The sequence below is a fragment of the Croceitalea sp. MTPC6 genome (genome assembly GCF_036985525.1).
In the GTDB taxonomy this organism is placed as follows: domain Bacteria; phylum Bacteroidota; class Bacteroidia; order Flavobacteriales; family Flavobacteriaceae; genus Croceitalea.
This window is the reverse complement of sequence record NZ_BTGR01000002.1, coordinates 249,940-264,144: the sequence shown is the minus strand read 5'-3', so window position 1 is coordinate 264,144 and position 14,205 is coordinate 249,940. Positions and strand designations below refer to the sequence as shown.

Below are 14,205 nucleotides of genomic sequence, written 5' to 3'. Positions count from 1 at the left end.
ATTGTCTTCATTATATAAGACACAACTGTTCTAAAAAAGTCACATTTTCTCAAAAAAAACTTTATCAGATGGTTTTTATATAAGGATTAACAAACTCTTTGTATCCATTTCTTAATTGTGAGACGTAACTATAATGAGGTAATACCGAACACTAAGGTCATGAAAGATAAATCCAGAAAAAGTTTTACGGTTAAAATAATTGTCAGCTATACCGTGTTGGGACTTTTGGGACTTATTGCAGCTATCTTTATTTATTCAGAAATTAAAACATATACTTCATCTGACCTACTAGAAGAAAATGATAAAAAATTATTACGAACTAGTTCCCTACTAACGGGAATTTATACTTCTGAGAATCTATCTACCATAGCACAACAGCGTAACACAAATAGTAGTCTCAAAAAATACACTCAAAAAGTTGATTCCCTATTTTCAGAAATAGATACTCTAAAAAATAACTCACAAAGCAATTCGCAGAAACAACTGCTGGACAGTATTCGTCTATTACTCCACCAAAAAGTATTTAATGTCTCTGAGCTCCGCAGATTAAGGCAAAAAAATGATAAGAGTACCTCTATCGATTCTCTCCTAAAAGAATTTAATAAGATTGAGCTTTCCATTGGACATATTACTCCTGAATCATTTGTTTCAAACTTTGATGAATTGCCAGAAAAAAGTAAGGAAATTATAAAGGACTATGTTTCTTTTCTGAATAAAAATATTCCCAATGAGGAAAAATCTGAAAAGTTAGATTCTGTTTTAACTGCCTCAAAACTGATGTTATCAGAAGCTAAAGCTCAAAGTGAAAAAACAAAGCTTAATTTAAATAGAAAAGAACGAGAATTATCCAATGCCAACCTTAAGCTGTCGCTAAAATTACAGCGTATTATTTCTATAATTGGTAAAGAAATTGCTGTAAATACGCTAACTAATAAAAAAATAAAGAATGATGCGCTTTCAAAAAGTATCCGCCTTGCAGGTTTAACGGCTATTATAGGACTTTTGATTGTTGCTTTGTTTACATTTTTAATTAATAAAGATTTTTGGAAAATTCAAAACTATAGGCGTAAACTAGAATCTGAAAAAGCCTTTTCCGAATCAGTCTTAAAAAGTAGGGAACAACTAATTGCTACCGTTGGGCATGACCTTAAAACCCCATTGAACACTATTTTAGGATATTCGGAGCTACTAGAAACTACAGCTTTGACCAAAACCCAGCTTACTTATGTTAATAGTGTGAAGTCTGCATCAACTTACGTTGAAGGCTTGACAAATGATTTGTTGGATTTTTCAAAAATTGAAGCTGGCAAAATAAAGTTGGATAAAAAGCCTTTTAGGCTTGATAGACTAATTTTAGAAATCACGAAAAACCTAAAGGAAATTCATAGCAAAAAAGGAGTGGCTCTGCTTTTAGACATTTCAGAAAATTTAGGAAAAGAAGTTATTTGCGACTCCTTACGGATTAAACAAATTTTGACAAATCTTATTGGTAATGCCTTTAAGTTTACCAAAAAAGGGTCTATTACCATTAAAGCCAGTATTAAAAAAAAGAACACAATTTGTATTTCCATAGCTGATACTGGCATTGGTATTAGAAAAGAAAAACAAGAATTAATTTTCAAAGAATTCTCCCAAGGTGGGGACGAAATCGGAAAAAAATATGGGGGTTATGGTCTTGGGTTAACAATCTCAAAAAAGTTAGTTGAACTTCTTAGTGGAAACATTCAACTACAAAGCAAAGAAGGCAAGGGCAGTACTTTTACATTATATCTACCCTTAGAATTTGCTTCTGAGAATGAGGTTACTAAAACTAAAGAACCCAAAAATCTTTCAGGTATTTCGCTATTGATAATTGATGATGATCTGGCATTGTTAGGCTTACTTTCAGAAATGTGTAGAACCATTGAAATTAGCACACATACTTTTTCAACTTTTAATGAGATTAAAAAAAATGATGTCTTGCATTATGATGCGGTTCTAACTGACATCCAAATGCCATCAATAAATGGTTTTAAGGTTACTAAGAAATTAAAATCGGGCAATTATCAGCATTATAAGCAGCAGCCTATTCTTGCTATGACCGGTCAAACCAGTGTTGATGAACAAGACTATCTTTCCAAAGGCTTTTCAGCCATTTTACAGAAACCCTTTTCAAAGGAATTATTCCTAAAAAAACTGACTGCTTCTTTAAGCATAACCCAGTTAAACAATAATAAGTCTTCACAAAACTATTCAATTGAGTTAGAAGAAGATTTATATAATCTAAATGGAATTAAAGCTTTCGTGGGAGATGACATGTCTGCAATACTAGAAATAGCAACTACCTTCTTGAATGATACTAAAGAAAATATGGTAAAATTAAAAGAAGCCGTCAAAAGTGGAAAGGTAAAAAACATTAACGAAATAGCACATAGAATGCTACCAATGTTTCGCCAGCTTAAAGCTCACAACGCAATGCCATACTTAGAAAAATTAGAAGTTATTTCTAATGAAACTAACAAGAATATATTACAGGAAATATTCACTTCACTTAAAACACATGTAAAAGAATTATGTCTTGCCCTAAACACTAATTTAATTACAAATCCAGATTATAATGATTGATTTTGTTATACAGTGTCTTTCTTGTAATCTGAAGTAATTGTGCTGCTTTTGATTTGTTGAAATTTGTTTTTTTTAATGCTTTCACAATCTGATCTTTCTCATATTTTGACTTGGAAAACATATCAGAGGACTCAATGCCACCATTTTTTACTACCTCTTTTGGCAAAACATCTGGTTTGATGTAATCTTCTCTAGAAAGTAACACTGAGCGTTTAATTACATTTTTGAGCTCCCTTAAATTCCCTGGCCAATTATACTTTTGAAAAAGTGTAATCACTTCCTCAGAAAAACCCATTATCCCTTTATTTAAATCAGAATTTGCTTTTTCTAAAAAGTAGTTGGCAAATAACATTAAGTCTTCAAAACGTTCACTCAATGGTGGAATTTCTATTGAAAACTCATTTAATCTATGATACAAATCCTCTCTAAAGTCATGTTTTTGAACTGCATCTAGTAGGTTTTCATTTGTAGCACTAATAATCCTAACATCAATTTCTATTTCGTTGGTGCTACCTACTTTCTTAATCTTTCGTTCTTGAATCGCCCTTAGCAATTGAACTTGATTCTCATAATTAAGATTCCCTATCTCGTCCAAGAACAATGTCCCACCGTTGGCAGCCTCAAAGTGACCAACCTTATCTTGTACAGCCCCAGTAAAGCTCCCTTTTACATGACCAAAAAACTCGCTTGTTGCTAGCTCTTTAGGTATTGCACCGCAATCTACGGCAACAAATTTTTTGTTTTTTCGACCACTGTTTTTATGTATGGACTTGGCAGTAACTTCTTTACCAGTACCGCTTTCGCCAGTAATTAACACCGACATATTTGTAGGGGCAACCAATTGAATGTGTTCCTGTAGTTTTTGGGATTTTTCGTCGATACCAGTGAGTACCCTTTCTTGATTAATGCTTCTCGCTTTAGTTGTTGAATCAATACCTGTTTTTTCAATCTTATTCTTTGAAGTTTTTAAAGACTGATTAACTACCATTAAAATTTCATCAGGGGTAAATGGTTTTGAAATATAATCGTCTGCCCCCTTTTTCATAGCTGCAACTGCAGTACCAACCTCAGCATAGCCAGTCATTACTATTACAGCAGTCTTTGGATATATTGATTTTATTTCAACCAATAAGTTAATTCCGTTACCATCAGGTAAACGAAGGTCAGATAAAATTAAGTCAAAATTAGTAGTGGCAATCTTATTTCTAGCATCAGTTACTGTTGAACACACTTCACTCTTCCAACCATTTTTTAGAAAAAACTTTTGCAACATTTGACCAAACGAAATGTCGTCTTCTACGATTAAGATTTTTTGGGGCATGGGGCTAATCTTACTCTTGTAAAGATACGATGCCCGTGGGGTGTATTTCTTTTAAAGTTATCATAAAAAAGGGGTGTATAAACACCCCTTCCTAAACTTAGTTACGATACTAACTTAACCAAAATCGCCTACATTTCTAACCAATTACCTTCGGCATCCGCATAAAGTGTTCCATCAGTACCATCTTGAGTGGTAACTTCTAATTTGTACTGACCTTCTTCATTAACATATGCTTTATTGATAGTAGCTCCTGCATAATCAGTTTCTAAAGCCTTAACAACAGCAGCTGGTAAGTCAGAAGCCGAAATTTCTTTAAACTCACTTACTTTTACTTCAACACTGATTTCATCTTGAATCATTGTATTTGAAGCAGCAACAACTGTTAAACTTCCTAAAACTAATGCAGTAGCAAAAAATAACTTTTTCATTCTCTATGTATTTAGATTAAACATTTATTTGCTTAGTCTAAAGAGAAAATAATGCCATAGCAGCAATTTTCAGTTTTATAAATTTAAGTTATTGATTTTGAATTACTTATGTATTTTTAAGATTAGGCAATGTTGTATAAAATTGTGTATACTTTAGGAGAAGCTGTATACTTTTTATACACTTTTAAATGATTCCTAGCACAATTATGCTTGATGGGATGGCTTTAATAAATCATTTACGGTTTTAACTGGGTTAAAAGTTACTAAAGGTACTTCTACAAAAATGGTATTCCAAAAGGCCATAGCTCCATTCCAAAGTCCAGGCAATTCCAATGCCTTTAATTCTTTACCTTCTTTGGTTTTGCCTGTGATAAAACCTTGTTTAGAATCCACAAAATCTAGTAGGTTGTATTTTTCCCCTTTGTAATTTCTAATCCCACATACTAAATCCACAGGGTTAAAATGAGTGGAATTCTTTAATATGGAAACTTGTTTTGCATCATCCATATCTATTTGTGCTGACTCAATGATTTGAAGTGAAATACTGCCCTCCGTATCTTTAATCCAAAATGGACCTCCGCCTGGTTCACCTTCATTTTTAACCATTCCACAAATACGGATAGGCCTATTTATTTTTTCTTTTAACTCGACAATTTTTTCGGCTTCAGATTTAGTATCAAAATCTTGTGAAAAGCGGACATTCAATTCTGCCTTTAGAAAATTAAAAATACTTTCTAAATCCTCTGAAGCAGTTGAGATACTATCTAAAAGCTTAGCATATTCAAAAGCTTTGGCTTGTTTTTCTAGCAGAACCCCTGCAAGAACTTTTTTACTATCTGAAACGGCAGCTAGATTCTTTTCAATAACAACGTTATCAATATTCTTAATGAAAATAACATCGGCATCCTGATCATTTAAGTTTTCTATTAATGCCCCATGACCACCCGGTCTAAAAAGAATAGAGCCATCGCTATTTCTAAAGGGTCCATTATTCATGTCTACAGCCAGAGTATCCGTAGCTGATTTTTGGTTAGAATAGGAAACATTAAAACTCGTATTTGTATTTGATGACACTCGCTTTGCAGCACTGTTTTGCTCATCTTTAAACATTGCATCATGTTGTTCTGAAATTGTAAAATGCAGATTGGCTTCACCCTCAGTTTTGGCATAAAGAGCAGCTTCTTTTAAGTGCTCCTCAAAAGGGGTGGCTGAACCTGAATCGTATTTATGAAAAGGAAGCAAACCTTTGGGAAAAAAGCCATAATTAAGACCTTCTTCAGTCAACATCTCATTTACAAATGTATATACTTTTTCACCCTCAGAAGCTCCTTCAATAGTAATCCTTCCCATTATTAAATTATAGAAAGGAAGGCTTTCCATTCCATCTACAAATTGCTTTACATCCTTATCACCTGTTCTGGTAATATAGTCCGAAAGACTTTCTTTAGATGGATTGTAAGCATCTATAAAGTTGAACATTGCCTTGAACATTCTTGAAGCTGCTCCTGATGCGGGCACAAATTTTAAAAGCGAAAGATTGCCCCGTGAGTTTTCGAAATTGCTTATTAATTCTTTTTCTTCATCCCCTGAAAATCTTGATATCCCTTCACCTACAACTGCAGCTTTTTCTAAGTTCACGAAAGGAATACCTTCTTTAAATGTTTCTATTTGAGCTAATACCTGTTCTTTGGAAATACCTTTATTTGCCAATTGTTTAAGATCCTCTTCGCTAAAGTCAATCATAGGTTTTAGAAGTTTATCAATCTGTTCAACAGCAGTTTTAAACCGCTCTTCTTTATTTCCACTTAAAATAATAAAATTCCGCTGGTATCGCTTTAAAGTATCATGAAAATATTCAAACATTTCTTCACGCTCATTCGGCTTATCACGTAAATCATCTGCTTCCCATGTTGTATCTATATTGGTTAAGAAATATAACTGATATGTATTATGTAATGCATGTTTTTCCAGCATTGGGTCACAAGCACCTATATAATAAGCTTCAGAATATACTTTGGTTTCCAGTAAATCTGTATCACAAAATAGAATCTTATTGGCAGTTTTGGTCAGTTTATTCTCTAATTTTATTTGCCCTTTGGCAATTGGCAACAAATCGTGAGGTTCACAGGTCTTTTGTTCTCTATTCCATTTGTCTTGAAGGTACGCTCTAGCATATTCTGGCACCCAAGCAGTTTTATAATGCGCAGCTAGTTGTTTTGCTAATGTAGTTTTACCAGTAGATTCTGGACCAAAAAGGACTACTTTAATAATGTCTGAGGGCTCTTGTTTAAGTTTTTCTTCCATGATTTATAGCCGTAAATGGCAATGATTGTCAAAACTGCAAAAAGCAGCGAACTAAAAATAAGTCCTTTATACCAATATAAGGGCACGGTTATAATGTCTCCAATAATCCAGTAAATCCAATTCTCTAATTTCTTTTTAGCCATTAACCACATTCCAACAAAGAAAATTGCGGTAGTGACCGTATCTATGTAAGCAGTCCAAGTATTGTAACGGTCGGTGAAATAGTAAACTAAAAAAACAAAAACTAATGCACCTACAAATAAAAGCACGGACCATTTTTTTTCCTTAGGAGTTGTTTTAGTAATTGGAACAAAATGAGTCTCATCTACCTTGCGAGTCCATAAATACCATCCAATAATGCTCATAACAAAGTAGTATGCGTTTATGAGCATATCTCCCAAAAGGGAATACACTAAAAGAATATAAACATAGATTCCTGTTGCAATTAATCCTGTAGGATAAACCAGAATATTTTCTCTTTTAGAATACCAAACACTAAGTATTGTAAAAACAACACCTATCATTTCTAAAATGATTAAGTGGGTTGGTACATCTTGGTATTGGGCAAAAAGCCAATCAAAAATGTGGCTCATATTTGCTTCGGTCAGATTTTACAATTTTCATAAACAACAGCCCTTTATCCATTAATTCAAAAGCTGTTTCAATCTCAGTATGCAACACTTGCATGACTTTTCCGTATTCACCAAACACTTGGGTGCTTAGCGGGTTCTCCAGAATAGTAAGTCCTGAAGCTCTTAATTTTTTAATGAAATTGATGATATGTTGTTCAAAATCATCTTGTAAAGGAGAGAAGGTAAGTTCAACAGAAATTTCCATTTTGGAGTTTATAGGTTTAACAGTTTTATTTTTTTGCTTAAAACTACTATTAAACTCATAAACATCTAAACTTTTAAACATCTTCATTCGAGCGAAGCGCATAAACACAAGTAAAACCTTCAAACTCTAAAAAAGAGATATTGTAGTCTGATTTTTTACCCTCATATAGAATTTCAGCACTAGTTTTTTCATCTTCTAGAGCAAAGTCTTTTACATTAATATGGTTTAAAAAACTTAACCCGTGTTGCGCATATATTTTATAAAGTGATTCTTTAGCTCCCCAAACTGTAGTAAGTTTTCTAACTCTTGCTTCATCATTTGCCAATGTGCTATATTCTTCGATTGGCGTAAACTTATAAGCAATTCTAAGTATTTTATCTCGGTGCTTTTCAATATCTATTCCAACTTCGTTGGCTGAACTAATTATAATGGCCGTAAAATTATGTGAATGTGTAATGGATATGTGATTACCATCTTTTAAATGTGGTTTTCCAAACTCATTGTATACCAAATCTTTGTCTTCATAATTGGCAAGCTTTAACAAATGACGAATGCTCAAAAATGCACGGCGATGCATTTCCGATTTCATACCTAACATTCTATTTTGGCAATACTCCGTTAATACGACATTCTCAGCTAGTACATCTTCAGGCTCAGTAACCTTCCAAATATATACTTGTATTGCGCTTGAAACTGTTATGGTTTTGTAAAGAGGCACGGTTAAAAGTTAAGTAATTTGTACCTTTGCACATCAAAATTTGCTGTAAAAATCAAAAAATAATTATGAGCACAAAAACAATTCCGTTTGTACCGTTTAAAGTAAAAGATATTTCTCTTGCTGATTGGGGAAGAAAAGAAATTGAACTTGCCGAGGCTGAAATGCCAGGCTTAATGGCACTACGCGAAGAATACAAAAATGAGCAGCCATTGAAAGGTGCTCGAATTGCTGGATGTTTGCACATGACCATCCAAACTGCTGTTCTAATTGAAACTTTAGTAGAATTAGGTGCGGATGTAACCTGGAGTTCTTGTAATATATTCTCAACACAAGATCAAGCTGCCGCTGCTATCGCTGCTGCCGGTATTCCAGTATACGCTTGGAAAGGCATGAATGAGGAAGAATTTGATTGGTGTATAGAACAAACCTTGTTCTTTGGTGAAGACAGACAACCTTTAAATATGATTTTAGATGATGGTGGGGATTTGACCAATATGGTTTTAGATAGATATCCTGAGCTTGCTGCTGGTATTAAAGGTTTATCCGAAGAAACTACGACTGGAGTCCATAGGCTTTATGAAAGGGTAAAAAAAGGAACTTTACCAATGCCCGCAATTAATGTAAATGACTCTGTTACCAAATCAAAATTCGATAACAAGTACGGTTGTAAAGAAAGTGCTGTTGATGCCATACGAAGAGCAACGGATACCATGTTGGCAGGTAAACGTGTTACCGTTTGTGGTTATGGCGATGTAGGTAAAGGCACAGCGGCTTCATTTAGAGGAGCTGGTGCAATTGTTACCGTAACGGAAATAGATCCTATTTGTGCCTTACAAGCTTGCATGGATGGTTTTGAGGTGAAAAAATTGGAAACTGTAATTTCAAAAACAGATATTGTTATCACTACCACGGGGAACAAAGATATTATTCGCGAAGAGCATTTTAGAGCGTTAAAAGACAAAGCCATTGTTTGCAATATTGGACATTTTGATAATGAAATTGATATGGCTTGGCTAAATGGAACTTATGGAAATACCAAAGATGAAATTAAGCCTCAGGTAGATAAATATACTATTGATGGCAAAGACTTAATTATATTGGCAGAAGGCCGTTTGGTCAATTTAGGCTGTGCTACTGGCCACCCAAGTTTTGTAATGAGTAACTCATTTACAAATCAGACTTTGGCACAGATTGAGCTTTGGAAAAATAGTGCTAATTATGAGAATGATGTTTATATGCTTCCTAAGCATTTGGATGAAAAAGTAGCTAAATTACACTTGTCCCGTTTAGGAGCTGAATTAACAGAATTGAAAAAAGACCAAGCTGATTATATTGGTGTAACAGTTGAAGGCCCATATAAGCCAGAATACTATAGATATTAAGAATACTGAATATTATTAGAAAATAACCCTCGTGATAATACGAGGGTTATTTTTTGACAGGATAATTACCAATCGAACGTTCCTTTTTATGAATATCATTCTTACAGGCGCAACAGGAACTTTAGGCTCGCAAGTCCTATTTTCAATATTAGAAAATAGGTTTAACGAACTAGAGAGTTTGTATCTTATCGTTCGCAAGAAAAATAAAGCCTTGCCTGTAGAACGAGTTTCAAAAATGCTTAATAGCAACATTGTTCCAGATTTTATCAAAGACAATTTGAATACTATCAGCAAAAAAATACAGGTCGTTGATGCTGAAGAAATTTTAACTCCCAAGCAATTCATTCAAACAGGAAAGCTATACTATTTTATACATTCAGCTGGCTTTGTAAATTTATCCACAGACCCCAACAGTAAAGAAGAAATTTTCAAAGAGAATCTAACACTAACCCAGAATATTTTTGAGGTTTACACACCCTACATAAAAAAGTTTATATACATCAGTACTGCTTTTTCCATTGGTAAATTGGATGCACTTTTAAAAAATAACTACATCTCAGCCGAAAAGACAGATTACAGAAATTATTATGAAGCTTCTAAACATGCTGCAGAAAAATATTTAGTAGGCGCTGGAAAAGATGCTAAAATTCCAGTACAAATCCTAAGACCTAGTGTTCTTGGTGGAAATATTATGGACAAACCAAGCTTCTTTATATCTAAGTATATGGTGTTTTATCTGTTTGCAAAGTTTTTTCATAGAAATACCTCATCAGATTCTATTAGAATTCAAGCCAATAAGGATAGTCTGTTAAATATTATTCCCACGGATTATGCCGCGAAGGTTATTGCCAAGGTTTTTGATACTGCAATTGAACAATTAAATATTGTAAACTCTACAGGAACAAATATTTTTAACGGTATCACCAAAATTTTAGAAACGGTCGATTTTAGAAACTTCAAATTGACTCAAGAATTGATTACAACGGCCTCAGACTTTGAAAGTACCTTGGAAAAGTTTTATTATGAAACTATTGGTGTTCATTTGACTCCATATCTAACTTCGTTACCCCAAGAATGGGACACTACTTTATTAGAAAGTATTTTACCTATTCCAAAATATAACTTAGAAGACTATTTGGTGGCTACCGTGGAGTTTGCAAAAAACAACGGATTTCGGAATCAACGTTGGTAATACATTAGCTAGCTAAATCACGTTGTATTTCATTTTTCAATATTTAGAAGGTATCTTTAGTAAAAGTTAAACATGCCTTTCCTTGCTTTTTTTAAACACAAGACATTTCCTATACTACTAGTGAATTTTATTGGAATATTAGGCTATAGTCTAGTTATCCCCATTTTAATATTTATAGTTACCGATTTTGGAGGTAATGGATTCATTTATGGGGTACTTGGAGCCATGTATCCTTTTTTTCAGTTTATCGGGGCCCCTATTCTTGGGCGTCTTTCGGACAAGATTGGCAGAAAAAAAGTGCTTATTATTTCCCAAGCAGGGACATTTTTGGCCTGGTTACTTTTTCTTTTGGCATTCATTTTACCTGAAATGATGTTATGGTCACAAGACTCAGGTTTTACTGGAAAATATCAAATGACCCTTCCCCTATTAATTATTTTCTTTGCCCGTATTTTTGATGGTTTTACCGGTGGAAATATTTCTGTAGCTAACGCCTATATGTCAGATATATCTACCGATGCCGATAGAAATAGAAATTTTGGAAGAATGGGGGCTTCTACTAGTTTAGGATTTGTTCTTGGACCTGCAGTTGCCGGAATTTTAGCAAGCACTTTATTGGGTGAAATGCTACCACTAATTCTTGCTGCATTAATCTCTTTGACAGCAATTTTTGTAATAAATGTTCGATTGGAGGAAAGTGTTCCATGTATTGTTGATACAAAAGGAGTATCGTTAAGAAATTTTCGTCGATTTTTTCAAATAGAGCATAAAGATTGCTTTTCAGAAGGTGAATTACAAGCAACAGGCAATATCAAAAAAAATGGGTGGCGGACTATTTTGAGAATATCTGGTATTCCATTGCTTTTTACCATTTATTTTCTGACTTTTTTCGGCTTTAGCCTCTTTTATGCTGGTCTTCCAGTTTATGCCAATTCATTGCTAAGTTGGTCTGCAACAGATTTGGGGATTTTTTTGGCTTATTCAAGCTTTATCATGGTCATTGTACAAGGACCTATATTATCAAAACTGTCAACGCAGGTCTCAAATCATACTCTAGTATTGGTTGGTTCTCTTTTTCTGGGAGCGAGCTTTCTGTTTTTAACTAGTGAAAAGATAATAATACTTTACTTTGCCAACACGCTACTATCTATAGGGAATGGGATTATGTGGCCCAGCTTTCTTTCTTTGCTTTCATCAACAGGTACAAAATCAACCCAAGGAGCTATTCAAGGATATGGCACTTCAATGGGTAGTTTTGCTAGTATGTTAGGGTTGATCACTGGCGGAATTCTTTTCGAAAATTTAACTACGTACATCTTTGTAATTGGAGGCTTTCTTTTTTTTATTATAACTATTCTGATGATAGTACACGGTGTTAGACATAATACCAAAAAAAGTACGAGAAAGAACAAGAGTGTCATTTTATCATCCTGAAGAATAAATATTTGAATTGTTTATATGATCAAATATTCTTTTCCTATATCTCAACTGTAATGTTTTTTATAGTTTACATATCCAACCAACGTTTAAAATTAGTGGTACGCTCCCTAGAAACAATTACTTGCTCCTCTTCCTTTGGCAATAGTTTTAATAGTAACCGACTATTAAAATAACTATGTATTTCTATTACCGCTTTTACGGAAACCATAAATTTTCTGTTGATTCTAAAAAAGTGGATTGGGTTTAGAATATTCTCCAACTGGTCTATGGTATATTCTATGGGGTAAGATTGCCCGATGTGTGTGTGCAGACAAATCATTCCTTCATAGGATTTAAAGTAGGCAATGTCCTCTACATTGAATGACCTAAATTGATTTCCCACTTTTACCATAAAGCGGTGTTTATACTCTTTGTGGAACAATTGCTTTAAATGTTCTAAATTTTCAGTTGCTCCATTACCATTTCTGGTGATATTCTTTTTAAATTTTTCTAATGACTTTTTTAAGTCTTCCTTTACAATGGGTTTCAATAAATAGTCTAAACCGTTATACTTAAATCCACGTATGGCAAACTCATTGTAAGCAGTTGTAAAAATTACTGGAGGGTGATCTTGCAATCCATCCAAAATATCAAAACCGTAGCCATCATTGAGCTGGATATCCAAAAAAATGAGGTCTGGCATCACGTTTTTGGAAAACCATTCGGACCCACTTTCCACAGAATTTAAACTACTGGCAATCTCAATATCTGGTGCCAATTCATTTACCAGCTGCGCCAAGCGCTTTGATGCAAACTCTTCATCTTCAACAATAACTGCCTTCATATTAAGAAACTGCTAAAACGTTCATTTCAGTAATACTCCTATCTAAAAGTGGAATTATTACTTCAAAAAAATCTACTTCTTCCCTAACCAAAACCTGCTTGTTGGTATAATAGGAATAACGCTTTTTAATGTTTTTAAGGCCAAGCTTTGTGGTCTCTTCTTTTAAATCACGCTTTCGAAGGTTATTTTTAATCACTAAGGCGTCATACCCAATAGTTGAAATCTGAATTTCTAAGGGGCGCTCTTTACTGTAATAGTTGTGTTTTAAAGCATTCTCTACCAACATTTGAAGCGACAATGTTGGTATTATATAACTTTCTGACTGAACTTTAATATCGGCCTTAATTACTACGGCATCTTTATGACGGATATTCATCATAAAAACAAAGGAATCCAAAAATTCCAACTCTTTTTTGAGGCTAACTAAGTCTTGCTCTCTATTGTCCAAAATATAACGATAACTGGAAGCTAAACGAGTAACAAAATCTGAAGCTAAATCCCTATCCTCATACATTAATGAAGTTAGTGTATTTAAACTATTAAATAAGAAATGAGGGCTTATTTGATTGCGCAACGAGGAGTATTTAGAGGCAATCATTTCACGTTGTAAATCATGCAATTGCTTTTCCAGTTCATCATGATGGTTCATCGCATAATAAAACATATTAAAGAATATTACAGTTATTCCCAATAAGGTAGCTCTGGAAAAATCGATTATAAATTGTTGTTTAGGTGGTATTAAACAAATAATGTTCAAGGGTTCTTTTAATGGAAATAGTGCCAAATAATAAACCAAAGCACAAATAGGAAGCATTATTACTAAATTGATGCAGACAATTTTTAAGCTTCTTTTGAGATTGAGTTTACAATACTTTTTGTGTCTTTTTAAAAGATAATCATTGGTTTCCCATGTTAACATAAAGAGGAAGAATGCACTGAAATAATAGAAAAGACTGGTTGGACTAAACAAATCTGCTAAACCTTCAGGATGTTGCTCCATAGTCAACTTCACCGTAAAAAAAACGACATTGACGACCATCCAGCGAAACAGAAATTTTTGAACCCCTTTTTTTGTGAATTTAATATTCATAACAACTTTAAAGATACACAAGTCTGTTTTCTTGACTATGCTATACTTTCCTAGTTGTCATATTTT

General features: G+C 33.7%; 12 protein-coding genes. 4 read left to right on the top strand and 8 right to left on the bottom strand.

Features of this window, described 5'->3' with window-relative positions:
* The first annotated feature begins 159 nt into the window (after positions 1–159).
* A complete protein-coding gene (locus AACP56_RS05605) occupies positions 160–2,604 on the top strand; it encodes a hybrid sensor histidine kinase/response regulator (RefSeq protein WP_339336686.1) in 2,445 nt (814 codons plus the stop codon).
* On the opposite strand, the gene AACP56_RS05600 is transcribed toward AACP56_RS05605, so the two are convergent.
* The 6 genes from AACP56_RS05600 to AACP56_RS05575 all read right to left on the bottom strand — a co-directional run bounded on the left by AACP56_RS05600 (position 2,579) and on the right by AACP56_RS05575 (position 8,212).
* Positions 2,579–3,925 carry a sigma-54-dependent transcriptional regulator gene (locus AACP56_RS05600; RefSeq protein WP_339336684.1) on the bottom strand — a complete coding sequence of 449 codons (1,347 nt, stop codon included), beginning with the start codon at positions 3,923–3,925 and terminating at the stop codon, positions 2,579–2,581. The genes AACP56_RS05605 and AACP56_RS05600 overlap by 26 nt on opposite strands.
* 128 nt (positions 3,926–4,053) lie before the next feature.
* Positions 4,054–4,353, bottom strand: a complete 300-nt coding sequence (locus AACP56_RS05595) for a hypothetical protein (RefSeq protein ID WP_339336682.1) — start codon at positions 4,351–4,353, stop codon at positions 4,054–4,056.
* A gap of 204 nt (positions 4,354–4,557) precedes the next feature.
* Positions 4,558–6,657 carry a DUF4301 family protein gene (locus AACP56_RS05590; RefSeq protein ID WP_339336680.1) on the bottom strand — a complete coding sequence of 700 codons (2,100 nt, stop codon included), beginning with the start codon at positions 6,655–6,657 and terminating at the stop codon, positions 4,558–4,560.
* Positions 6,612–7,250 (bottom strand): nicotinamide riboside transporter PnuC, encoded by a 639-nt coding sequence (gene pnuC / locus AACP56_RS05585; protein WP_339336678.1) that lies wholly within the window; start codon positions 7,248–7,250, stop codon positions 6,612–6,614. Before pnuC ends, AACP56_RS05590 begins: the two co-directional genes overlap by 46 nt.
* Positions 7,234–7,494 (bottom strand): hypothetical protein, encoded by a 261-nt coding sequence (locus AACP56_RS05580; RefSeq protein WP_339336676.1) that lies wholly within the window; start codon positions 7,492–7,494, stop codon positions 7,234–7,236. Before AACP56_RS05580 ends, pnuC begins: the two co-directional genes overlap by 17 nt.
* Before the next feature lie 73 nt (positions 7,495–7,567).
* Positions 7,568–8,212, bottom strand: a complete 645-nt coding sequence (locus AACP56_RS05575) for a 4'-phosphopantetheinyl transferase family protein (RefSeq protein WP_339336674.1) — start codon at positions 8,210–8,212, stop codon at positions 7,568–7,570.
* A 65-nt stretch (positions 8,213–8,277) separates the two neighbouring features.
* Here AACP56_RS05575 and ahcY point away from each other — a divergent pair, with 65 nt between their 5' ends.
* The 3 genes from ahcY to AACP56_RS05560 all read left to right on the top strand — a co-directional run bounded on the left by ahcY (position 8,278) and on the right by AACP56_RS05560 (position 12,220).
* Entirely contained in the window at positions 8,278–9,594 is a 1,317-nt protein-coding gene (ahcY, locus tag AACP56_RS05570; RefSeq protein WP_339336672.1) for an adenosylhomocysteinase, read from the top strand.
* An 88-nt stretch (positions 9,595–9,682) separates the two neighbouring features.
* Positions 9,683–10,786, top strand: a complete 1,104-nt coding sequence (locus tag AACP56_RS05565; protein WP_339336670.1) for an SDR family oxidoreductase — start codon at positions 9,683–9,685, stop codon at positions 10,784–10,786.
* Between the two features lie 72 nt (positions 10,787–10,858).
* Positions 10,859–12,220 (top strand): MFS transporter, encoded by a 1,362-nt coding sequence (locus AACP56_RS05560; protein ID WP_339336667.1) that lies wholly within the window; start codon positions 10,859–10,861, stop codon positions 12,218–12,220.
* 73 nt (positions 12,221–12,293) lie between these two features.
* Here the strand turns inward: AACP56_RS05560 and AACP56_RS05555 are convergent, their stop codons facing one another.
* Together AACP56_RS05555 and AACP56_RS05550 are read right to left on the bottom strand one after the other, a co-directional pair.
* Positions 12,294–13,049 carry a LytR/AlgR family response regulator transcription factor gene (locus tag AACP56_RS05555; RefSeq protein WP_339336665.1) on the bottom strand — a complete coding sequence of 252 codons (756 nt, stop codon included), beginning with the start codon at positions 13,047–13,049 and terminating at the stop codon, positions 12,294–12,296.
* A gap of 1 nt (position 13,050) precedes the next feature.
* Entirely contained in the window at positions 13,051–14,139 is a 1,089-nt protein-coding gene (locus AACP56_RS05550; protein WP_339336662.1) for a sensor histidine kinase, read from the bottom strand.
* Positions 14,140–14,205 lie beyond the last annotated feature (66 nt).